The organism is Pseudanabaena sp. PCC 9330 (assembly GCF_055795045.1).
Genome location: NZ_JAYFES010000117.1, coordinates 145,173 through 168,455, shown reverse-complemented (window position 1 = coordinate 168,455; position 23,283 = coordinate 145,173). Strand labels below are relative to the sequence as shown.

General features: G+C 57.8%; 18 protein-coding genes. 9 read left to right on the top strand and 9 right to left on the bottom strand.

Annotated elements, in window-relative coordinates:
- Positions 1 to 117: 117 nt before the first annotated feature.
- The 3 genes from AC0QKW_RS22915 (at position 118) to AC0QKW_RS22905 (ending at position 2,977) form a co-directional block, all read left to right on the top strand.
- A complete protein-coding gene (locus AC0QKW_RS22915) occupies positions 118 to 1,527 on the top strand; it encodes a DUF3084 domain-containing protein (RefSeq protein WP_473153426.1) in 1,410 nt (469 codons plus the stop codon).
- 456 nt (positions 1,528 to 1,983) lie between these two features.
- Positions 1,984 to 2,370 carry a PadR family transcriptional regulator gene (locus tag AC0QKW_RS22910; protein ID WP_473153425.1) on the top strand — a complete coding sequence of 129 codons (387 nt, stop codon included), beginning with the start codon at positions 1,984 to 1,986 and terminating at the stop codon, positions 2,368 to 2,370.
- Between the two features lie 82 nt (positions 2,371 to 2,452).
- Complete coding sequence (locus tag AC0QKW_RS22905) at positions 2,453 to 2,977, top strand: cofactor assembly of complex C subunit B (protein WP_473153424.1); 525 nt, start codon at positions 2,453 to 2,455, stop codon at positions 2,975 to 2,977.
- Positions 2,978 to 3,113: 136 nt separating this feature from the next.
- On the opposite strand, the gene AC0QKW_RS22900 is transcribed toward AC0QKW_RS22905, so the two are convergent.
- A complete protein-coding gene (locus AC0QKW_RS22900; protein ID WP_473153423.1) occupies positions 3,114 to 3,443 on the bottom strand; it encodes a DUF3155 domain-containing protein in 330 nt (109 codons plus the stop codon).
- Between the two features lie 243 nt (positions 3,444 to 3,686).
- Here AC0QKW_RS22900 and AC0QKW_RS22895 point away from each other — a divergent pair, with 243 nt between their 5' ends.
- Together AC0QKW_RS22895 and AC0QKW_RS22890 are read left to right on the top strand one after the other, a co-directional pair.
- A complete protein-coding gene (locus tag AC0QKW_RS22895; protein ID WP_473153422.1) occupies positions 3,687 to 5,195 on the top strand; it encodes a GAF domain-containing sensor histidine kinase in 1,509 nt (502 codons plus the stop codon).
- 242 nt (positions 5,196 to 5,437) lie between these two features.
- Positions 5,438 to 6,601, top strand: a complete 1,164-nt coding sequence (locus tag AC0QKW_RS22890) for a pyridoxal-phosphate-dependent aminotransferase family protein (RefSeq protein WP_473153421.1) — start codon at positions 5,438 to 5,440, stop codon at positions 6,599 to 6,601.
- A gap of 297 nt (positions 6,602 to 6,898) precedes the next feature.
- Here AC0QKW_RS22890 and AC0QKW_RS22885 read toward each other — a convergent pair whose 3' ends face one another.
- The 4 genes from AC0QKW_RS22885 to psaA all read right to left on the bottom strand — a co-directional run bounded on the left by AC0QKW_RS22885 (position 6,899) and on the right by psaA (position 12,987).
- Positions 6,899 to 7,306: a hypothetical protein gene (locus AC0QKW_RS22885; protein ID WP_473153420.1), complete on the bottom strand. Its 408-nt coding sequence runs from the start codon at positions 7,304 to 7,306 to the stop codon at positions 6,899 to 6,901.
- Positions 7,307 to 7,590: 284 nt separating this feature from the next.
- Positions 7,591 to 7,974: a hypothetical protein gene (locus tag AC0QKW_RS22880; protein WP_473153419.1), complete on the bottom strand. Its 384-nt coding sequence runs from the start codon at positions 7,972 to 7,974 to the stop codon at positions 7,591 to 7,593.
- A gap of 376 nt (positions 7,975 to 8,350) precedes the next feature.
- On the bottom strand, positions 8,351 to 10,579 hold the full coding sequence (psaB, locus tag AC0QKW_RS22875; protein ID WP_473153418.1) for a photosystem I core protein PsaB: 2,229 nt from the start codon (positions 10,577 to 10,579) through the stop codon (positions 8,351 to 8,353).
- A 113-nt stretch (positions 10,580 to 10,692) separates the two neighbouring features.
- Positions 10,693 to 12,987 (bottom strand): photosystem I core protein PsaA, encoded by a 2,295-nt coding sequence (gene psaA / locus AC0QKW_RS22870; protein ID WP_473153417.1) that lies wholly within the window; start codon positions 12,985 to 12,987, stop codon positions 10,693 to 10,695.
- Positions 12,988 to 13,962: 975 nt separating this feature from the next.
- Here psaA and AC0QKW_RS22865 point away from each other — a divergent pair.
- Positions 13,963 to 14,958: a TIGR03790 family protein gene (locus AC0QKW_RS22865; protein WP_473153416.1), complete on the top strand. Its 996-nt coding sequence runs from the start codon at positions 13,963 to 13,965 to the stop codon at positions 14,956 to 14,958.
- A gap of 46 nt (positions 14,959 to 15,004) precedes the next feature.
- Here AC0QKW_RS22865 and cax read toward each other — a convergent pair whose 3' ends face one another.
- Positions 15,005 to 16,090 carry a calcium/proton exchanger gene (gene cax, locus AC0QKW_RS22860; protein ID WP_473153415.1) on the bottom strand — a complete coding sequence of 362 codons (1,086 nt, stop codon included), beginning with the start codon at positions 16,088 to 16,090 and terminating at the stop codon, positions 15,005 to 15,007.
- A gap of 381 nt (positions 16,091 to 16,471) precedes the next feature.
- On the opposite strand from cax, the gene AC0QKW_RS22855 reads away from it, so the two are divergent.
- Positions 16,472 to 16,831 (top strand): MliC family protein, encoded by a 360-nt coding sequence (locus tag AC0QKW_RS22855; protein WP_473153414.1) that lies wholly within the window; start codon positions 16,472 to 16,474, stop codon positions 16,829 to 16,831.
- A gap of 364 nt (positions 16,832 to 17,195) precedes the next feature.
- Here AC0QKW_RS22855 and AC0QKW_RS22850 read toward each other — a convergent pair whose 3' ends face one another.
- From AC0QKW_RS22850 to crtL, 3 genes are all read right to left on the bottom strand, one after another.
- Positions 17,196 to 17,945, bottom strand: coding sequence for a circadian clock KaiB family protein (locus AC0QKW_RS22850; protein ID WP_473153413.1), 750 nt, complete (start codon positions 17,943 to 17,945; stop codon positions 17,196 to 17,198).
- Positions 17,938 to 19,266, bottom strand: a complete 1,329-nt coding sequence (locus AC0QKW_RS22845; RefSeq protein WP_473153412.1) for a type IV pilus twitching motility protein PilT — start codon at positions 19,264 to 19,266, stop codon at positions 17,938 to 17,940. Before AC0QKW_RS22845 ends, AC0QKW_RS22850 begins: the two co-directional genes overlap by 8 nt.
- 290 nt (positions 19,267 to 19,556) lie before the next feature.
- Entirely contained in the window at positions 19,557 to 20,783 is a 1,227-nt protein-coding gene (gene crtL / locus AC0QKW_RS22840; RefSeq protein WP_473153411.1) for a lycopene beta cyclase, read from the bottom strand.
- 212 nt (positions 20,784 to 20,995) lie between these two features.
- On the opposite strand from crtL, the gene AC0QKW_RS22835 reads away from it, so the two are divergent.
- On the top strand, positions 20,996 to 21,742 hold the full coding sequence (locus AC0QKW_RS22835; RefSeq protein ID WP_473153410.1) for a PrsW family intramembrane metalloprotease: 747 nt from the start codon (positions 20,996 to 20,998) through the stop codon (positions 21,740 to 21,742).
- Between the two features lie 231 nt (positions 21,743 to 21,973).
- Positions 21,974 to 23,236: an efflux RND transporter periplasmic adaptor subunit gene (locus AC0QKW_RS22830; protein ID WP_473153409.1), complete on the top strand. Its 1,263-nt coding sequence runs from the start codon at positions 21,974 to 21,976 to the stop codon at positions 23,234 to 23,236.
- Positions 23,237 to 23,283: the final 47 nt, after the last annotated feature.

The window sequence follows — 23,283 nt, the reverse complement described above, 5'->3', positions numbered from 1 at the left end:
AGTTGTCTTGACGGCTGAGGCCCTCCTAACCAGCTTATGCACCGGCTAGCTGGAGACCTACGGGAGCTGGGGCCATACATACAGTAGAGTGAAGGCAAATTTTCCGTTGGCCGGTGCATGGTTTCTGGTTACGTATTGATTTTGGCGATTCTGCTGTTGGGGGGTGTAATCGCCACCCTGGGCGATCGCGTCGGTACGCGGGTGGGCAAAGCCCGTCTCAGTCTGTTTAACCTCAGGCCCCGGCAAACCGCCACCCTAGTCAGTATTGCCACCGGCAGCGTGATATCGGCCTCTACCCTGGCGCTGCTGTTTGGCATCAGCAGTCAGTTGCGCACCGGTGTCTTTGAGCTGGGTAGAATTCAGGCTGACTTGGCCCAGGCCGAGGGCGACCTGGCCCAGGCCCAAGCAACTCAAGCGGGGGTTGAGGCAGATCTAGAGTCAGCCACCGTCGAGCGCCAGCGTGCCCTAGCTCGCCTTCAAGAGGTTAACCAGTCGCTCGATCAGGCAGTAGCGCAACAGGAGGCCACCGAGGCGCAGCTAGGCCGTACCGTAGATCGACTCAGCGCTGTGTCGCAGCAGGCCGAAACCCTGCGCCAGTCGACTGAAACCCTGAAGGTAGAGCGCGATCGCCTCTTGCAGCAGCAGGCCACCATTGGTGCCCAGATTGCCCAGCGCGATCGCGCCATTGCCGACCTTGACGAGCAAATTGCCCAGCGCGATCGACAGATTGCCCAGCGCGAAGACCTGCTGGTCAGCCTAGAGGCCGAGCAAGATTTTTTAGAACAGCAGGTGGCTGACCTCCAGACCCAGTTTCAGGGGCTATTTCGGGGCAACATTGCCCTCAACCGCAACCAAGAAATTTTGGCAGGCCAGGGCCGAGCCGAAAACCGCGAGCAGGCAGAGGAGTTTGTGACCGACTTTTTGGTAGAGGCCAACCGGCTGGTCGCCCGAGCGATCGCCCCTGGAGCCTTCATCGACCAACAAATTTTACTGATCAGCAACCGCGAGGTCGAAAGTCTAATCAACCGACTGGCCACGGGTGAAGACTACGTCGTCAGGCTGCTCTCAGCGGCCAACTACATTACCGGTGAGCCCTGCGTCGTTCAGCGGGGCGAACCCTGCGTGCAGGTCTTCTTCGACGCTACCCCCAATGAGCAAATCTATGCCAGGGGCGAGCGCCTGGCCACGGTTAGTCTAGACCCCCCGCCCTACGACAACCGCCAGTTGGTAGAGCGAATGAATTTGCTCCTGGCGGCAGCTCAGTTTCGGGCTCGCCAAGATGGCGTGGTGAGCGACACGTTGCAGGTAGCCGACAATCGCCCCGAAACTATTCTCAACTTTTTAGAAGCGGTGCAGCAGTCAGGCCAAACCTTTGACCTCCAGGCGATCGCCGCCACCGACATCTACACCGCTGGCCCCGTCCAAATTCATCTGGCGGCGGTGCGTGACGGGCGAATTGTGTTGCAAACCAACAGCCAAAATTCTCTGCCCAACGGCAGCGGCCTGCGCGATCGAGAGCCCCGCTAAACTCCACCCCAGTCTAAAAGTAGAGTTCTACCGGTGTACCAAGATCTGATCTCGATCATGGCTGGAATTAACGTGAGCTGGATCAAGAATAATTCTTGGGAAAACACCATGTATTCGTCGGAGCCATTTTGGCCCGTCTCGCCCTCCCGGCATTCATCTCCAGCGGGGATATGACCGACTTTTTACCCATGGGATTGCACCAAACTGACATAGTTATAAGCAAAGTAGGATCCGATCCTAATTATCTCTGGTGGCGAATATTTAATAATGTCTAAAAAAATTTGCAGATAGTTACTATCTGCCCCCACTTCGATACCGTGGGGATCACCTGTGCATAGAATTAACCTACAAATACAAATAAGTTACCTGAGACAAATAAGTCTTAGGTTAAGGCATTGTTTTTTTAGCCTGCCTCGCCCTTGGTGGGGTATCCCTTAACATATCTGGAGCGATCCCATGAAATTTGAGGATATCTATCAGTTCTTCAAGGATCCACCGCCCATTTATCTCAATAAAGAGCTGGCTGTTTGCTACGTGTTGTCGGTGTTGCTCCAGCAAGATTCTTACGGCACTGCGCTGATTCAGCGTTTAGCCGATCAATATATTCACTATCGCCTATCCGACACGGTGCTCTACGGAGCGCTGAAGTTTTTAGAAGATGAAAGCGCCATCGACGGCTACTGGAAAAAAGTAGAGGGTCGCGGTCGCCCCCGGCGGATGTATCGCCTTAACCCCGACTGGCGGCTCCAGGCCGAAGAGTTAGCCGAGTTCTGGAAGACCTACATGGGTGTGTCAGTACAGCCTACCTGTAGTCAGCCGGTCTTTTCTTCGCCCCGATGGTGAACAGGGTTGAACCTGGGCCAGAGCCTATCTCTATGAGCCATGATTTCGTACTCTAGAAGAGTAGCTTCGTCTGGCCCCACCCGTGACCGATACTGTGACCGCTTCAACCCTGCTGCTGACCCTGCTGATGGTGGTGGGGTTAGTCTTTTTTATTCGAGCCTCCACCAAAGACCGTCTGGAGACCGTGGCGGTGGTGCGTTCGGTAGAGCCCCTGGATCTGTTGAAAGAGATCACCACTTACTTTGAAGATCGCGCCTATCGCGTTGTTGCCGCTGAGGCTGCCCCCCAGCGCATTGTGCTGCGGGGCAGGGTGCGGCCCAGTCTTTTTCTAGCTGGCTTTTTAACTCTGCTCGCCGCTGTGGGAGCGCTGTGCTTTGCCCTGGTTTTGACCAATCTCTGGCCTACCTATAGCCCGGTGTTTCTCGGGTTGTTGGCGATCGCCCCTGCCGCCGGGTGGTTTTACTGGCGCGGTTCTGATCGCGACGAAGAAATTGTTCTAGAGGTGCGGCCCGGTTCTGACGGTGCTGCCACATTACCCCAGGCAACGGTATCGGTAACCGCTCACCGCGATGAACTCATTGCCCTAGAGCAGACTTTTGGCCCCTAGAGTAATTGTCTCTGCGACAAAAAAAGAGCTAGCCTTGGGGGCTAGCTCTTTTTGTCTTAGCTTTTAGTGACTTAACACCAACCTAAGCTGCTCGACTTCAGTTTGCCTAGGTCAGCAGTTAAGTGTCGACTAGAGCTTAATGAGCAAGAGTCTCCAGGGCGGCACTCTCTTCATCGTCTTCACACTCGCCAAGCAGTACCCGTAGGCTAGGGAAGAGGAAATGATTCTCTTCGACATACTGAGCGCCAAATAGACCCTTCTCGGCCCAAAAATAGCGGTCAGTGGTATGTTCATTCCGTTTGACCAGCAGCAGGGCTGGGGGGGCAATGCCTTCGGAATGGATAAAATTCCGAGCTGCGGTTACGGGTTTTTCATTGCCGCTCTCAATACTATACTGAGGAACAGCCTCTAGAATGCGACGGCCTTCTAAGCGACGACGACTCTTACGCTTGCGTCTCCTTGCCAAGTTGCCTACCTCCCTCTCATTGGATATTTGGATGTAGTTTCGGTTACAAAATTTGTTAACCAGGCCAAGTATATAGGCTCAAAATAAGAATTTCAACTTCTCTTAAAAATTGGGCTAAAAGCCCTGCAACCCATGATGTGTAATGAATACAAGGTCTTCTTCGGCGGCGGCGGCTGAACAGAATTGTTAAAAAATTGACAAAACTTTAATTTTTCTTCCGTCACACTCAAATGTTGCTCCGTTATGGTGGGTTCTCCCAGCTCTGAATTCATCGCTCTTTGCCAGTCTCAAGTGCTGTTGTTGACCCAGGCTCTAGGGGCAGTGTCGACGGTTATCTATCTGGCTGAGGCTACGGCTGAGTCGGTCGATCCGACCCTAGTGCCCCTGGTGGCCTACCCGGAGACGGCGGATCGCTGGAGTGGGCTAAGGGATGGTTTGACCCTAGGCTCTGAGGGAGAGATAGAGGTTTGGGGAGCATCTCAGGAGTTTGCCCAGGGAGAAGATCAGCGCCAGGGTGGGGCCAGTTTAGGTCTGGCGAAAGATCGGTCTCAGGAGGTCTCGCCAGACCAGCAGGTTGAAGCTTCGCTGGCGAGGCAAGCTGCTCTGCCTCCCGCTAGCAAACCCCAGGGATCTGCGTCTGAGCCTGAGCCTGGGGCGACCTATCCGCTGGTGTTGCCCTTGACCTACGATGGAGTGGTTTTGGGCATGATGGTCAGCACTCGGCAGCTACAGCCTTGGACGGCGGATGACTATCAGCAGGCCGAGCAGGTGGCGACCACCCTAGCGATCGCCTGCATGATGGATCAACGTCAACAGTGGCTCCAGCGCCAGCTCGCCCAGCGCCAGATCACCCAGGCCGATCAGTCTGAGACCTTCCACGATCTGCTCCATCAGTTTCGCAATCCGCTGACAGCGCTACAGACCTTTGGCAAGCTCATCGTCAAGCGTTTACCTCCCGAAGATATTAATTTACCCATTGCCGAAGGCATTGTGCGAGAGAGTCGGCGACTGCAAGATCTGGCTCAGCACTTTGACGATGCCGTCATCGCCGCCGACGCAACCTTTGATAACGAAGGCGATTTGTTACCCAGGGGGCTATTGCTGCCAGCCTCAGGGGGCGGGGCTGAGCCACAGGCTGGGGCCAATACTGACTCCAAGAACGACAGCGTTCAGCAAGAAACGGTGGCTTTGCCCCAGGGCCATGGTCTCGGGCGATCGCTCACGGTTATACCTGGGGCGATCGCCCCGGTAGCGCTGCCTCTAGTGCAGTCTAGGCTGCCCTTGGCCGAAGAAAAAGGCCTAAACCTGGTGTATCACATTCCTAGCCCCCTGCCCCAGGTCTGGCTCGATGCCTCGGCGCTCGGAGAGGTGCTGCACAATCTGCTCGACAACGCTCTGAAGTATGCCCCCGCAGGGTCGCTGGTTTGGGTTACAGCAGGGCTGGTGCAGCATCTCAATGGTGAAGTCTTTCAGGGCATTGCCGTGGGCGATACGGGGGCGGGCATTCCCGCTGATGACCAGCCGCAGTTGTTTAGGCGGCATTTTCGGGGGGTGCAGGCCCAGGGCGAGATTCCAGGTACGGGGCTGGGGTTGGCCATTGTCTACGATTTAGTACAGGGCATGGGAGGGCATATCGACTTGATCAGCCCCGTCCAAGGCACACCTTGGCTACCCCCCGAAGCCAGGGCCTATCCCTCAACCCCAGGAGCGCTGTTTGTGGTTTGGCTGCGATCGCTCACCGCCACGGGCTAGATAGGGTGTGCCTGACGCTACAGAACGTCGCTTCCATAGGAGAATAGAGCAATAGCTATTGCGTTTAGGACAGGGATACTGGTCACGGTTGAGACCAGAGGCAGCGCAGCGACGTATAGCCATCGTTGTCAGCCCATGGCCTAATCGTTTTGACGAGAGCTAAAGAATCAGTTCGCCCCGATGGCTCTCGTCTTGAGTGCCTTTCATCTTTCAAATCACGCTGAAATAACTCTGGATACACCATGGTCACCACTCTTTCTCCCAATGGCTCAGTGCGGCTGGCCCCACCCGCCTCGCTCACCCCCCTGGCGGTACCCGATCGCCTGCTGCTTGGCCCCGGCCCCTCCAACGCTGACCCCTGCGTCATCGCCGCCATGAACCACCAGCCCATTGGGCATCTCGACACCGCCTACCTAGCCATGATGGATGAGGTGCAAGAGCTGCTGCGTTATACCTGGCAGACCACCCACCCGCTGACCTACGCTGTGGCCGGCACAGGGTCAGCGGCGATGGAAGCGACTATCGCCAATGCGGTAGAACCCGGCGATCGCGTTCTGGTCTGCGTCAAGGGCTACTTTGGCCATCGCCTGGTCGATATGGCCCAGCGCTACGGGGCCGATGTGGTGACCATCCACCGCCCCTGGGGCGAAGCCTTTAGCCTAGACGAGTTGACCGCTGCTCTAGAGCAGCATCGACCGGCGGTGCTGGCAATTGTCCACGCCGAAACCTCCACGGGGGTTCGACAACCCCTCGAAGGACTAGGTGACGCCTGCGCCGCCCACGACTGCCTGCTACTGGTCGATACCGTCACCAGCCTGGGTGGAGTGCCGATTTTTCTAGACGACTGGCAGGTTGACCTGGCCTATAGCTGTAGCCAAAAAGGACTGAGCTGCGCCCCTGGCATTTCGCCCTTTACAATGAGCCCCCGCGCCGAAGCCAAGCTGGCCCGTCGCCGCCAGCCCGTGGCCAACTGGTACCTCGATGCCAACCTGCTGCGCAAGTACTGGGGGCCAGAGCGGGTCTACCATCACACCGCCCCGGTCAACCTCACCTACGCTCTGCGCGAAGCCCTGCGACTGCTGGCCGAAGAGGGCTTAGAGGCTCGCTGGCAGCGCCACCAGCAAACCGCTGAATATTTTTGGGCAGGGCTCGCCGATCTGGGGCTAACCTGCCACGTGGAAGAATCTTTTCGATTGCCTACTTTGACCACGGTGCGGGTGCCCGACGGGGTCGATGCCAAGGCGGTCGGTCGTCAGCTCATGGCCGACTACAGCATAGAGGTCGGCGGTGGCCTGGGCGAGCTGGGCGGCAAAGTCTGGCGGATTGGCCTGATGGGTTACAACAGCCAAACAGAAAACGTCGATACCCTGCTGAAAGCGCTGAGCGAAGTACTACATACCGCCTAGAACCAGCAATCCTTCACTCATAGCCCTGGGTCAACAGGGGTTGCTTGAGCTCAGATGATTACAGAGACTCATTCGCAGCGCCCCCGCCAAGATAGGCCGGGGGGGCGCTGCGGCCTAGCATAGGAGGATAGGCCTGAATATCGCAGGGATATCGCATCTGGTGGTGAAGAATGCCGGCCTGGGTGAGGCCCAGCTCGTTGCCCTGGTAGATGCAGCTGCTGCCCTATCGGGAAATGACTAGGGCAGCAAACATGTGGTCAGAGGCCTTCTGCAAGATGGCGTCGCTGCGCTGGAGTTTTAGTTCCAGGTGCGGTTGCCGTCTTCGTCCATCCGTGCCTGACGAATCACGTCGGAAATCTCTTCGGCATCTTTGATATGGTGGAGTGCTTTTCGCCCTTCCTCAGGGTCATCCACCACAAAATAGGTGGGCACAACAATGCGATCGCCGGTAATATCTCCCGTATTAACCGCCACCTGCTGAGATTTTTCCTCTAGAGATTTCTCGCCGTTCACAATATCGCCAGGGTTGAGGATGGTGTCGTTATTTTTCATCATCTGCTTTTGGGCAGCCCGCTGTTCGGGCGAGACATCCTCAGGGGTCAGTGGTTGATGAATACTGCGATTTTGAGGCTCAGAACTAGATTGCTCAGTACGACTCTCCGTAGGAGCATGCTGCTGACTCGATTGAGAATTTTGGCTACTCATATATAGTCCTTCAGTCGTTTATTAGACTGATCCTAGTCACTGCACAGGAGAGGAGTATCGCTCTGTAGAAATAGTTGATCTAAACCAAGCGGCTCGATTTTTTCTGGCATCTCGTTGAGGTACAGCCGTCAGCCAAGGCTAGACCCCATGAACTAGACAACTGGCATAGCGAAAGCTGCGATCGCGCCCCCCCGACGCCACAAATCATCGCCGGTTTAGCCGCCCAGGCAGCAGATGCCCGCCAGCATATCTTTCTCAGCGCCAACCCATCGGTGCAAGAGCGGCTATGGAGAGTGGTCTGCTTTGGCGACTAAACGGTAGCCAAAGATGAGCGCCAGTAGAACGTGAAATGTGATGGGGAACCACAGAAAATTGTTGGCTAGCCCCGTTCCCTGAAACAACAAGATGCTGATGGCTCCCAACGTGAAGTAGATGCAAAATCCCAGACTGATGCCCCTAAGGACTAATGGATCGGTGGAATATCTCGCTGTCCAGGCTATGGTTGCGATCGCCAGTAGAGCGCTGCCAAAATTGCGGGCCATATGCTGTGAAACTGGGTCCAAGGCGACCCCAAATAGAGCACTGAGTTGAACCGGGGCAAGCACATAACCTAGGCCAAAAAGCAGGCCCAAGACCGCTGTTGTTGTCAGCGCTAGTTTGATAGTCATGGTGATCACCAAAATAATAAAAGTCCTGGCTCAACTACCCCGAAGAACCAGGACTCTTGAGAAGCGGAGAGTCTCCATCCGTCTCAAGCTTGGAGGCGGCGAGCATTGTAGAGAGCCGCTCACACACCTCAAATTATTCAAAATACTTTGTCGGGTGGGCACCGCCCACCGAGGCAAGACTGCTTTACCTAAGGAATTTTGCTGAATAGAAAATCTTGTTCTTCGATCGGAGAGGGTAGAGATCGTCTAAAGAAGAAATTTTGAATGGGGTTGTCTATACTCCCCTCTTGGGAGGGGTGCCCGGAGGGCGGGGTGGGTCAAGCCTGAGCCAGGAAAACCCACCCCTGCCCCTCCTAGGAGGGGATTAGCGGCCTCGCTAGCCAAAGCGGCTCGATGTCGAGGCGATCAGGAAGGCAGCATAGGTGAGAATGTAGCCCACCGTAAAGTGAGCCAGACCCACCACCCTTGCCTGCACGATGGAGAGAGCCACGGGCTTGTCCTTCCAACGAACCAGGTTCGCTAGAGGGGTGCGCTCGTGGGCCCACACCAGGGTCTCGATCAGCTCCTGCCAGTAGCCCCGCCAGGAGATCAAGAACATGAAGCCCGTCGCCCAGACCAGGTGCCCAAAGAGGAACATCCAGGCCCAAACCGCCAGATTATTCATGCCGTAGGGGTTGTAGCCGTTGATCAGCTGCGACGAGTTAAGCCACAGGTAGTCTCGGAACCAGCCCATCAGATAGGTCGAGTTTTCGTTGAACTGAGCTACATTGCCCGACCACAGGGTGAGATGTTTCCAGTGCCAGTAGAAGGTCACCCAGCCAATGGTGTTCAACATCCAGAACATCGCCAGGTAGAACGAATCCCACGCGGAGATGTCGCAGGTGCCGCCCCGACCAGGGCCGTCGCAGGGGAAGCTGTAGCCGAAGTCTTTTTTGTCGGGCATCAGCTTAGAGCCACGGGCGTCAAGCGCTCCCTTGACCAAGATCAAGGTGGTGGTGTGCAGACCCAGGGCGATCGCATGGTGCACTAAGAAGTCACCAGGGCCGATATTCAAGAACAGCGAGTTGGCACTGCTGTTGATGCCCTCTAGCCAGCCGGGCAGCCAGACGTTGCCGTAGTTGGGCCAGGCCGTAGTGGCAATGCTGTCGGGGTTGGATAGGAGAGTATCCATGCCGTAGATCAGCTTGCCGTGGGCCGCTTGAATCCACTGGGCAAAGACCGGCTCCACTAGGATCTGTTTTTCGGGGGTGCCAAAGGCGACCACCACGTCGTTATGCACATACAGGCCTAGGGTGTGGAAGCCCAGGAACAGCGACACCCAGCTCAGGTGGGAGATCAGTGCTTCCTTGTGCTCCAACATGCGGTACAGCACGTTGTTTTCGTTGGCCTTCGGGTCGTAGTCGCGAATCAGGAAGATCGCGCCGTGGGCAAAGGCCCCCACCATCAAGAACCCAGCGATGTACTGGTGATGGGTGTAGAGCGCTGCTTGGGTGGTGTAGTCCTTGGCGATGAAGGCGTAGGCCGGCATGGAGTACATGTGCTGGGCCACCAGCGACGTCACCACCCCTAGACAGGCCAGGTGCCAACCCAGCTGGAAGTGCAGCGAGTTGTTGTAGGTGTCGTACATGCCCTTGTGGCCCGCCCCAATCATGCCGCCGAAGGGGGTGCCTCGGGGGGGATTGTGGGCTTCCATGATGGTCTTCATGTCGTGGCCAATACCGAAGTTAGTCCGGTACATGTGGCCCGCAACGATGAAGAGCACCGCGATCGCCAGGTGGTGGTGGGCCATATCCGTCAGCCACAGCGACTCAGTCTGCGGGTGGAACCCACCTAAGAATGTGAGAATTGCATCGCCCGAGCCATTGGCCGTGCCAAACACATGGTTAGCGGTGTCTGGGTTCTGGGCATAGACCCCCCACTGGCCGGTAAAGAACGGCTTCAGCCCCGCCGGGTGAGGCCGTACCGACAGAAAGTTATCCCAGCCCACGTGCTGCCCCCGGGCTTCGGGAATGGCCACATGGATCAGGTGCCCAGCCCAGGCCAACGAACTCACCCCAAACAGCCCGGCCAGGTGGTGGTTCAGGCGCGATTCCGCATTTTTGAACCAGGCCAGACTGGGCCGAAACTTGGGTTGCAGGTGCAGCCAACCCGCAAACAGAAACACCGCCGCCAAAATCAGCAGGAACATAGCCCCGCCGTAGAGGTCGGTGTTGGTGCGCATGCCGATGGTGTACCACCAGTGATACACCCCAGAAAATGAAATGTTAACCGGGTAGCTGGCCCCCGCCTGGGTGAAGGCATCCACAGCGGGTTGGCCAAATTGCGGATCCCAGATCGCGTGGGCGATCGGTTTCACGCCCAGCGGGTCTTTCACCCACTGTTCAAAGTTGCCTTGCCAGGCGACGTGGAAGAGGTTGCCCGAGGTCCACAAAAAGATGATTGCCAGGTGGCCAAAGTGCGAAGCAAAAATCTTCTGGTAAAGATTTTCCTCCGTCATGCCGTCGTGGCTTTCAAAGTCGTGGGCCGTGGCAATCCCGTACCAGATCCGCCTTGTGGTCGGATCGGCAGCCAGGTCCTGGCTAAATTTAGGGAATTTAGTTGCCATGAATCAAAACGAGTACGAATGGGTCAAAGAACGCAATTCGTCAAAAGTCGGTGGTGTGGATTGGTAGAGGCACAGCATGCTGTGCCCCTACGGGAATCCCATGACCAAACGGGTCATCCCACCGCAATTATTCGAGCCAGGAAGAAGGCCCACGTTGTGGCAATCCCTCCCAGTAGGTAGTGAGCCACACCCACGGCCCGACCCTGAGTGATGCTCAGAGCGCGAGGCTGGATCGCTGGAGCCAGCTTCAGCTTGCTGTGCGCCCAAACAATCGACTCGATCAGCTCCTGCCAGTAGCCGCGGCCGCTGAACAAGAACATCAGGCTAAAGGCCCACACAAAGTGCGCCCCTAAGAACATCAACCCGTAGGCCGACAGCGCCGACCCGTAGGAGCCAATTACCTGAGAGGCCTGCGCCCACAGGAAGTCGCGCAGCCAGCCGTTGATGGTGATGGCGCTCTGGGCAAAGTTGCCGCCGGTAATGTGCGACACCGCCCCATCCGGCGAAACCGTACCCCACACATCCGACTGCATCTTCCAGCTGAAGTGGAAAATCACAATCGAGATCGAGTTGTACATCCAGAACAGGCCTAGGAATACGTGATCCCAGCCAGAAACCTGGCAAGTGCCACCCCGACCCGGCCCGTCACAGGGGAACCGGAAGCCCAGGTCGCCCTTGTCGGGAACCAGCCTGGAGCTGCGGGCAAACAGCACGCCCTTGAGCAAAATCAGCACCGTCACGTGGATAGTGAAGGCGTGGATGTGGTGCACCATAAAGTCGGCAGTACCCAGTGGGATTGCTGCCATGGCCACCTTGCCACCCACCGCCAGTACGTCGCCGTTAAACACCGGGCTAACGCCAGCGAGCACATTGGGCGCAGTATTCCCTGCTGCCGCTCCGTGAACGCCTTGGATCCACTGGGCAAACACCGGTTGCAGGTTGATCGCCGTATCCGAGAACATATCCTGAGGCCGCCCCAACGCCCGCATGGTGTCGTTGTGGATGTATAACCCAAAGCTATGGAAGCCTAGGAAAATACAGACCCAGTTGAGGTGCGAAATAATCGCATCCCGGTGGCGCAATACGCGATCGAGGTTGTTGTTGACATGCACCGAGGGCTCATAGTCGCGCACCATGAAGATGGCCGCGTGGGCCGCTCCCCCCACAATCAAGAAGCCGCCAATCCACATGTGGTGGGTAAACAGCGACAGCTGAGTGGGGTAATCTGTCGCCAGGTACGGATAGGGCGGCATCGAGTACATGTGCTGGGCCACGATGATGGTGAGAGACCCGAGCAGAGCCAGGTTCCACGCCAGCTGGGCATGCCAGGAGGTCGTGAAAATCTCGTACATGCCCTTGTGGCCTTCGCCAGTAAACGGCCCTTTATGGGCCTCTAGCACCTCTTTAAAGCTGTGGCCGATGCCCCAGTTGGTGCGATAAAAGTGGCCCGCTACGATAAACAGCACCGCCAGCGCCAGGTGGTGGTGAGCCGTATCTGATAACCACAGCCCGCCGGTTTGGGGGTTGAGCCCGCCCTTGAAGGTCAGGAAGTCAGCATAGACTCCCCAGTTCAGGGTAAAGAAGGGCTTCAGACCCTCAGCAAAGCTGGGGTACAGGTCAGCGATTAAGGCCTTATTGAGAATCCACTCGTGGGGCAAGGGAATCGCCGCTACTGAATCGATGACGCGACCGCCAATAGTCAAAGGGCGACCAGCATCGATCGCATCCAGGCAAGCATTCACCGGCAGCGACACGTGGATCTGCTGACCGGCGTAGCCCAGACAGCCCAGGCCCAGCAGGCCCGCCAGGTGGTGGTTCATCATCGATTCCACGTTCTGGAACCACTCCAGCTTGGGAGCGGCCTTGTGGTAATGGAACCAGCCAGCAAACAGCATTAAACCAGCCATCACCAGCGCCCCAATGGCGGTGCAGTAGAGCTGGAAACTGTTGGTGATGCCGTTGGCTCGCCACATCTGGAACAGCCCAGAGGTGATTTGAATGCCGTGGAAGCCACCGCCCACATCGGCATTGAGAATTTCTTGGCCAAAGATAGGCCAAACCACCTGGGCACTGGGCTTAATGCCAGTAGGGTTGGTGAGCCAAGCCTCGTAGTTGGAGAACTTGGCACCGTGGAAGTACATGCCGCTCAGCCAGATAAAAATGACGGCTAAGTGACCAAAGTGAGCACTGAAGATTTTCCTCGAAATATCTTCTAGGTCACTGGTGTGACTGTCAAAGTCATGGGCGTCGGCGTGCAGGTTCCAAATCCAGGTGGTGGTTTTGGGCCCCTTGGCCAACGTGCGGTCGAAGTGGCCGGGCTTGCCCCATCGCTCAAATGAGACGGGCACCGGATCTCTATCAACCACGACCCTGACTTTTTGTCCCGGTTCAGGGGGACTTATGGTCATGGGACTCTCCTCTCTTCTACTCGAAAATACAGAGCGGATAAAGGCGCTTCCTACTACAGAGACAGATATGAACTGAGCTATAGAAAGCTTCAATAAACCAAGTCCAAGTTCAAACGCGGAGTCTTGCTGGTGGAAAACCCACAGATCTCGAGCTGAACTTGGCCTCAGCCGTTGTCGGGGAAAACTGAACCGAAGCAATGATGCTTTTCCGTGGACGGCCAGGGAAAGAGCCATTGATCGAAGGTTCAGCCGTTAGAAACCGCAGTCAATAGGAGGCTCAAGTCAGTCTGGAACCTAAGCCAGACAGCTGAATCGTCCTAAGGTGACGGCAGGTTAAGTAACAAACTACAGAATCACTACCACCCTTGGACAGCGAAATTTTCACAAGTTAATAACTCTGATGAAATTAAATTCAAAAGCTCAAACAGCAACAAAAACTGGCTGATCGGTATCAGCTTATTTCTCGCATTAGAGAATTTTTAATCTCTAAAAATTGCCATCAGAGAATTATTGAAAGCCGCAAGATTCTCAGAATTCTAGGGTTGGAAGATTTTTCTCTAAAGAAGAAGAAAAGCGGCTGGCTTGCCCAGTGCCCCTCCCCCGAGCATGGGTCGGCCTCGCCCATCGAGATCGGCTATGAGCGCTCTACGGCCCACAGGTCAGGCGGTTATCATGACGCGTCTGCTGATTCAAACCGAGAGCGCCCCGAGCAACCGACTGAGATTTTAGAAAACCCTGCCAGTGTTGGGGTCGCCCCCAACCTGCCGGGCTTTGTGCTACAACTGGCCAGGATTTGGTAGGGACAGGCGCGGCACTTTTCTGGGGGCTGTTTCCGGGTCTTGGCTGTGTAGCTGTGGATATACAGAGTACTTCTCATACCTTGAGAGCTAGTTTACTGGGGTGGCCATGGGGCACAGGCAGCGTCTAATACTGGCGGGGTTGGGGATCGCGATTTTGGCCCTACAGGGGTGTCAGATGCTGTCTGTGGCTGGCGTTTTTAACCCGACCCCGGCTCCGCCAGAAGCGCCTGATCAGCTCACGCCAGCCAACCTGGGGGTGATCGTCAATCGGCGCGATCGCCTTAGCATTCAGATCGCCGAATATTACCAACTGCGGCGTAACATACCGCCGGAGAATGTGATCTGGGTGGAGTTTGACCCTGGCCAGACCGTGATGCCGCCAGACGAGTTTGCCACCCTGTCTGAGACGGTGCGATTGCACACCCCTGCCCCCGTAAAAGCCTATGCCCTCACCTGGGCCGCGCCCTACCGGGTGGGCTGCATGTCGATCACCGCAGCCTTTACCTTTGGCTTTGATGAGTCGTTTTGCGCCGAGGGGTGCAGCCCGACGGCAGTAAGCCCCTACTTTAACGGTGATAGCGATCGTCCGATCGCGGCAACCCCAGGCCTACGACCCACCATGGCCCTGGCCGCTACCAGCCTAGAAGAGGCCAGGGCGCTGATCGAGCGGGGGATTGCCGCCGATGGTGCCGACCCAAAGGGGACAGCCTACTTGATGAATACCAGCGATGGGGCTCGGAATGTGCGATCGCCCTTTTACCCCACCATTCAAACCCAGCTTGGCCCCTGGTTTGAGATTCAGGTGGTGAAGGATGATCAGCTGATTGGCCGCGATGACGTGATGTTTTACTTCACAGGGCTGACCCAGGTGCAGGCGATTGACACCAATCAGTACAGCCCTGGGGCTGTGGCCGACCACCTCACCTCCTTCGGCGGTCAGCTTACCGACAGCAGCCAGATGAGTAGCCTGCGCTGGCTAGAGGCCGGGGCCACCGGCAGCTACGGCACCGTGGTCGAGCCCTGCAATTTTCCGCAGAAATTCCCCCATCCTGGCGTGCTCATGGCCCACTACCTCAACGGCGACACCCTGATCGAGGCCTACTGGAAGAGCGTGCTCATGCCTGGCCAGGGGATCTTTATTGGCGAACCTCTGGCCAGGCCGTTTCCCTGAGGCAGGGCGTCTGGTCTAGCGCCAAAGCCCGATGAATGGATCTGGCTCACGCTGGGTGAAAGAAAAACGACGCGCCCAAAATGGCAAAGGTGGAGAGCAGCAGCACCCCCTCTAGCCAGTTTGACTTGCCATCTTGGCTAATCAGATTGACCACCGCGACGGCAATCACCACCGCGATCGCCTCAAAGGGGCCAAAGTTTAGATCCATGGGCTGACCAATAAACTGGCCCACCAGCACCAAAATGGGAGCCACCAGCAGTGCCACCAGCAGGCTCGACCCCATGGCGATCGAGACGGCTAGATTCATATCATTTTTTAGGGCCATGCGCACAGCGGTGACATACTCCGCCGCACCCCCCACCAGGGGCAGCAAAATTACGCCGGTAAACAGAGCCGTCAGCCCTAAACTATTGGCGGTCTCTTCTACCGCACCGACAAAAATCTCAGACTCAACCGCCACCCCCAGGGTGGCGGCTAGCAGCACCCCCACCCACAGCCACACATTGGGCTTTTCGCCCTCACCGTGCTCGCCGTGGCCACCCTCAAAATCACTCACCCCCACGTCGTAGAGATAGCTGTGGGTCTTGAGCGAAAACAGCAGCGTCAGCCCGTAGACCACGATCATCACCACCGCCACCGTTAACGACAGATGGCTAATGGCTGCGGGTTCCACAATATTGGAGGTGTTAATCACCATGGCCGGCAGCACGATCGCCGTCACCGCCAGGGCCATGGTGCTGCCATTGATGCCCGCCGCGTTGCGGTTAAACTCCTGCTCTTTATAGCGCAGCCCGCCAAAAAACATCGACAGCCCCAGCACCAGCAGCAGGTTGGCCAAAATCGACCCGGTAATACTGGCCTTGACGATATCAATCAGGCCCGCCTTGAGGGCCACCAGGGCAATAATCAGCTCCGTAGCATTGCCAAATACAGCGTTGATCAGGCCGCCGATAGTGGGGCCAGTGACCACCGCCAGCTCTTCGGTGGCGGTGCTGAGCCAAATGGCCAGGGGCACGATCGCGATCGCCGAGAGGCCAAAGACCGCCAACGCTCCCCACTCTAGGCGCTCTGCTGCGATCGAAATGGGAATAAAGACCAACAGTCCTAGGGAAACAATGTTCTGTATTGACATAAACAATCAGCTTAGGGAAGGACCAGCGAAGAGGTTGATGAATAAACCTTAACCAAGTCCAGCCGTGAAATTCTGCCTGGGGAAACGACAGATTCCCAACTGGATTTGGATGAAGCTCAAATGAGTATGCGTTTGCTCTGCCTTTCTCCGCAATCACCTGGCCGATCTTTTTACCAAACTCCACTGTAATCGCCATGGCCAAAGCCGCTGCGGTAGCCTGCCCTTAATCGTCCTCCCCCCTCCCCGGCTTGAGCCTGGAGCCGCTAGAATGCTTTTTCACAGCAATTGTAGTGAAGGATACAACTACTTGACTGGCGATCGCTGCTCTCAATGCCTCACATAGATAACCCCTAAATAACCTCAAATAAACGGAGAAAGCCCATGATGAAATCTACCCTTAGAACCTCTGTTGTGACCCTGGCCTTGGCCGGTCTCGCCCTGGCTGGCTGCAATAGCCCCACCCCTGACGACATTGCCGCCACCCCCGACGAAGCCGCTGTCGCCAGTGAAACCGTAGTGTTTGAATGCCCCGGTGGCGAAACCATTACCGCCGAATTTGACGGCGTCGAAACTGCCGTCGTCACTCTGCCCGATCAAGCACCCGTCACCCTAGCGGCCACCGAAGCTGCCTCTGGCGCTCGCTATAGCGACGGCACCACCACCTTCTGGAACAAGGGCGACGAGGCCTTAGTCGAAGTCAACGACGAAATCGTGCTGTCAGAGTGCAAAATCCAAAATTGATCGACTCTTAGTCACAACCACCAGGGAGTAAACTCCTGGCTCACAGCAAAAGTCTGCTGAAGCGGGCTGGAAAACTTGGCTTCCAATCCTCTTCAGAGACTTTCGGCTTTCGGCGCTGAGTCTAGGACTTCTGTCCTAGACTCAGGGGCCAATCTACGGACTCATGCCACATCAGACTCACAACCCGCCGATTCAAAACCGATATCTTGTAGGGGCATATAGACAGGATCTGGTGTGACTGCTGTTTGCCAAGTATCTGCCAAGCGATCGGGCTACTCAGCAAAGTAAGAACAGGCCAGAGTCGAGATTACGGTAACGATTGCGCCTGCGCTGAGCCTCTGAAACCCCTCCTCCCAGGCGGCCTCTACTGCGTCGACAAGAGCTGCATCATGTGCACTTGGCTAAGCGCCTGGCCCACCACCCGCCGCACGGGTTCTGGTGAAACCTGGATCAGCGTTGGGGTAGCTGAGATATTGTCGGCCTCAGCTTGATCGGGGTGGGCCGCAACGTCAATCACCCGCAGGGTGTAAGCACTGGCCAGCGACTTCTCTAGGGTAGAGTGCAGCAGCCGCAGCATCTTCTCGGTGGCGGCGGTGTCGACACCGTTGACGAACAGTTTAAATTGGTACGACTGGGTCAGCGCTTCGAAGGGCATGGGCATGGCAGGCAGCGCATTGCCCTCGTCCCGCTCCAGTTGAATAATTAAATCGTGGCTTTCCCACAGTTGAGGAAATTGGGGTCGGTAAGACTCAATCATTGCCACAGAGCATTCTTCAACGCTGCCATAGTTGGGCTGCCACTGCCAATCGCCCAGGCCAAATAACACATTGAGCAACGGCTGAAACCGTAGCGCCCGAGGGTAGGCTTCGGCCACGGTGGTGGGTCTAGGGCTGCCGGGGCTGACCCAGCGATCGACGGTGGCGGTAAAGCAGGGCAGCAAAAAATAGGGAGGCTCGATCAGCCCCAGGTGGGTTTGCAGGGCAGCGCAGAGATCGAGGTGCCAGTGGGCCTGCTTTTGCTCATCGAGGCAGTAGACACAGTCGCCCCCAGGGGTAAAGAGGGCAATGCCCTTAAAGCTGGAGGCGGCTGGGCTATCCATCGCAGAGTTAGACACGGCCCCGCAGCATTTGGGCCATCTCGTTTTGCCTGGGCGACATCTCCAGGGCGGTCTCTTCGGTGATGCGGCCCGACTCGTAGAGGGCGTAGAGTGACTGGTTCATGGTGCACATGCCGTCAAAGGTACATTTGGGAATCAACGCCTCGACCTCGTCAAGCTGACCACGCAGAATGTAGTCTTTGATGGCGTCGGTGTTGATCAAAATGTCGTGGAAGGCGGCCCGCTTGCCGTCGGTGGTGCGGCAGAGACCCTGGGCGATCACCGCCACCAGCGACTCTGCCAGCGACACCCGCACCGGGGCCTGCTGCTCGGGTTCGTAGAGGTTGAGAATCCGCTCTACGGTTTTGACGGCGCTGTTAGTGTGCAGGGTGCCCATCACCAGGTGGCCCGTCTGCGCTGCTTTGAGGGCGGTGTTGACCGTCTCCTTGTCCCGCATTTCCCCCACTAGAATGATGTCGGGGTCTTCCCGCAGGGAGGCCTTGAGGGCGTTGTCAAACTTTTGGGTGTGCATGCCCACCTCGCGCTGCTTGATCAGCGATCGCCGGCTGGTGTGCACAAATTCCACCGGATCTTCGATGGTGATGATGTTTTTGGGCATCTCGGTATTGACGTAGTCAATCATCGCCGCCATGGTGGTCGACTTACCTGAGCCAGTCGGCCCGGTGACCAACACTAAGCCCTTATGGTAGTGACACACATCGCGGAAGATGGGCGAGAAGCCCAGCTGATCGAGGGTGAGAATTTTTACCGGGATCAGGCGCAGCACCATGGCGGGGCCGCGCAGGGAGTCAAAAATGTTGATCCGGATGCGGGTGAAGTCGTACTGGGCGGCCCCGTCAAAGTCGAGGGTTTGGCGAAACTCTTGAATTTCGTCGGGCTTGAGAATTTCTTCGAGCCAGCCGTAAAAGGTGGCCTCGTCGGTGACCGGGTACTCGGTGGGGGCCATCTCGCCGCGATCGCGGAACCGAGGCACCTCACCCACCCCCAGGTGAATGTCAGAAAACCCCTTGTCAAAGGCTTCCTTAACGATTCTCTCAAGGGTGAGACCATTGCTCACCTTGAGCGTATCTGCCGCCCTTGGCATCGGCGGTGGCGACGCTGGGCGATGCCGCGTTTGGCCTGGGGCCGGAGCAGCACCCGGAGTAGCGGCGGGGGGAGCGGGAGGTCTCTCTCCGGCGGCTTGGGCGCGGGCCTGGGCCTGGCCCGCAGCGCGAGCAGCGGCTTGGGCACGGGCCTGGGCCTGGGCTGCTGTCGCGGGAGGCCGGGGCGGCGGCGGCGGGGCGGGTTGAGCCCCTGGGGTGTTAGATAACTCAGCCATGAACGGATTCTCCATGATGGACTCGACAGCAACTAAGGATGACAGCCGGACAGTGGCCTCAGGCCCAGCTAACCGGGGAATACAGTCAGGTTGCCCACATTGGGTAGAGAAGTTAGCCCACCCGATTCTCCCCGCCTGCCTCAGGGGCCAGTCAGGGTCTCTGACCGTAGATGTCTTCGACTTTTGGCCTCGGCTGGCCACCGGCCCAAGCTACTGATGAACAGTCTTGGCCAACCAGGGGATTGACTATAACCACAAAGTATACGTTATGAGCCCGATTAGCTCATTGGCTAGCTCATCAGCGTGCGCCCCAGCAGATGACCGTGACTAAACACCGATCGCATTAGCCCCAGTCGCACAGCATTGGGTGCCCGACCAAACAGACCGACCATGGCCTGTACTACCTCCGGCAGCGCCATACTGTCAGCCAAAAAACCAGCCCAGTCGTCGGTGGGCAAGCTGAAAAAAGCCGCAAAAAACTGGTGGAGCTGGGGCGCGTCAAAGGCCATGAGGTTCTCAAGGCCAAACAGGTAGAGGTAGTGCTTGCGCACCCGGTCGGCTGGCCAAAGCGCCTCCCAGGCCCGACTGGCTATGTGGGCGGGGGTAGGCTCGGTGTCTAGGGCTGCGGCGATCGCCTTGGCCAGCCCCGGTCCCCGCCGCAGCAGCGCCCCCACCATGTAGCCCGACGCCGGATGCACCATGCTGGCCGCACCGCCAAACCCCACCACCCGCTGGGTGAAATCGGGCAGGGGCTGATTCATCGGAAACAGACAGCGCTCGACGTGGTGAATATCTTTGACGGCCACTCCCCGATGGCTAAGGCGCTGGTGCAGCCTGTCTTTGAGCGTCTCCATGGCGATGGCGGGATGGTGGGCCAGGGAGGTCTCTTCAACGAAGTAGACCCCATCGCCCAAATCCATGGCGTAGAGAAAGGTGGGCGGCTCTCGCCGCTGGGCCGGGGGCAGATGGTCGTCGCTGAAGTCCATAAAGACCATTTGCTGGGGGGCGACCGGAGGCTGAGAAAACCGTCCCACAATGCCGTAGGCCGCTTGAAACGCCAGATCGGCGGCAGCCGGGCGCTGCACCAATGTGGAGTGGTGGCCGGTGGCGTCGACCACCAGGCGCGCCGACAGCACCGCCCCTGTCTCGGTCGTCACCTGGCTGTGGGTGACGAAATGGTCGATCTGGACGGCTTTGCCTTGGTGCCAGACGACTTGGCCGCGATCGCCCTGGGTCATCCAGTGGTGTTGCAGATGGTCTCTATCGATCAGGCCATACTCTCGGTGTAGGGGCAGAGTGCCGCTGTTGACCCTGACTACACAGTTTTGCCACCGATGCTGCAAGAAAGCGTCTAGGCCCAGGTCTTCTAGCTCATCGACCCAGATACCATAGGTGTTGGGCCAGGGAGAGGCGGGGTCAGTCGGTGCCAACCCCTGCACCGCCACCCCAGCCTCTGCCAGGGCTGCAGCCAGTGAGAGCCCCGCCGGCCCTGCGCCAATGACCAACACATCCTTCATGAACCGCCCGCTATGCTCAACTGCTTTGTGCTTCCCTATCTTACAGAGATAGCGGCAGAGATAGCGCTGCTCCGGGGGAGTTGATGGCGGGGGTAGCCCTGAGAACAGACAAAACAAAAGCTGCTTCTCCGCTGTTTAGAACAGAACCCCTCCGAGTATTGGCGGTATTATTCAGAGGCGATCTTTCCGTGCATGTGGTAGGCATCTAGCCCATGGCAAATCTTGCAACTAGCCCTAACCTGCTGGCTACGGTGGTGGGCATTGTAGCTTTGGGGTTAGCGCCATTGGCCTTTGCGCTGTGTTTTTTTTACACCCGAGACAAGCTCAACCCCGAGCCTCGGGAGTTGATACTCAAGGCGTTTGGCCTGGGGGTTCTGGCGTTTATACCCGTGTTTCTAGTGCGGCAGTTTGTTCCACTACCGCCCTGGCTGACGGTGGTGGTGGTGGTGCCGGTGTTGGCCGAGTTGGCCAAATTTTGGGTGGTGAAGCAGGGCTTTTACCACCATTCAGAGTTTGATGAGCCCGTCGACGGCATTATTTTTGCGGCAGCGGTGGGGCTGGGGTTTGCAGCGCTGGAGGTGGTGGGCTCTATGCTCTATGCCTACTTTGCCGTGGCCAGACTGGGGGTGCCCGGAGAGTCGATTGACAGCGCCTGGGCGGCGGTGTTGAGCATGTTTGCCCTGCGGGGGCTGCTGGCTGGGCCAGGCCACGCTCTGTGGTCGTCGCTGTGGGGCTATGCCCTGGGCTTGGCCAAGTTTTTGCCCGCCGATCGCACCTCGGGGCTGGTGCGCAATGGGCTGCTGGCGGCCATGCTCTCCCACTCGGCCTTTAATGCCCTGGTGCTGGAGTCGAGCTGGTGGCTCAATCGTCTGGGCCTGGTAGCCATCATCGCCCTGCTGGGGTTTGTGGTCATGCGCTGCCTGCGTTACGCCCTGGCGCTGACACCAAACCCAAGATGAAATCTGGTTCAAGGCTGTGGATGTTAAGGCGTCGGGCGGAGAATGGCCTGATGGGACGTTGCGATCGCAGCCCAGGGCAACCCACTGGGCTAAGCATCTGGATTACATCCAAGGGTTGATGCTACGCGCTACTATCAGCCAGTGGGGTTTAAAGCCCGTGTTTGCATGGGTCCCTGCTCTACCATGGTGAATGGCGATCGCAGCCTAACGCGCTCAACTTCTAGCTAACCTATGCCCACTTTCAAAAGCTATCGACCTACCCCGGCTCTAGGGCTTGCCCTCGCCCTGGCGTTCACGGTGTCAGCCTGTAACCGATCGGCGCAGCCCGGAGCGATGGCCCCCCAGGCTGTACCGGTCACTTTGCAGGAGCTTCAGCCTGGCACCTTTGAAGAAGGCTCCGATTTTGTCGGCTCCCTTGAGGCAGAGCAGCGCATCGAGCTCAAGCCTGAGGTAGCAGGTCGGGTGACCCAGGTGTTGATCAGTTCTGGCAGTGCGGTGACCCGGGGCCAGCCGGTGGTGCAGCTAAGCCCAGACCAGAACCAGTCTCAGGTGTCGGCGGCCCAGGCGGCAGCCCAGGCGGCTGGGTTTGGCCGCGATGTGGCCCAGGCTCAGATCGAAGCGGCCCAGGCCCAGGTGGCTCGCACCCAGGCCGATGTAGAGCTAGCCCTGGTGGAGTATCGCCGAGCCGAGCGACTGGTAGCCGCCGGAGCCCTCAGCCGCCAAGATCTCGATACCGCCCAAAATCAGCTCACTGTAGCCCAGGCGGCCCAGCGTCAGGCCGAAGACAACGTGCGGGCCGCCCAGGCCCAGCTCCAGCAGGCTCTGTCTACCTTTGACCAGGCCCAGGCCCAGCTCAATGTTACCCAGGCTGACCTGGGCTTTACCCAGGTGTTGGCCCCGGCCTCGGGCATTGTGGGCGATGTGTCTCTCAGGGTGGGCGACTTCGTTGAGGCGGGCGACACCCTGGGCACCATCACCCAAAACAGCGAGCTGTTTTTGCGCATTCAGGTGCCTACGACCGAGGCCAATCGGCTACAGCTGGGCACCCCCGTCGAGCTGCTCGACCCCGACACTGGGGAAGCCTTGGCCACCGGCAGCCTCAGCTTTGTTTCGCCCCAGGTAGATGGGGTGGGGCAGTCGATTTTGGTCAAGGCTCGCTTCCCTAACGAGGCGGGCAATCTGCGAGACGGCCAGTTTGTGCGGGCGCGGCTGATCTGGAGCACGACAGCGACCCTGCTGGTGCCCACGGTGGCCATCACCCGGGTGGCCGGGCAGAGCTTTGTCTTTGTGGCCACCGATGCCCCCCAGGAAAATGGTCAAACCCGGCGAGTGGCCTCCCAGCGGCCGGTGCAGTTGGGAGATCTACAAGGGGGCAACTACCAGGTGATCGATGGTTTGGAGGCGGGGGATCAGGTGATTGTGACCAATATTCTGCAACTTCGGGACGGTAGCCCCATTGCTGCCGAAACGCCAACATCAGCCAAACCTTTTTAGGTATCTATTCTTAGGTGACTGTTCAGCGATCGCAGTAGCCAGTCTGC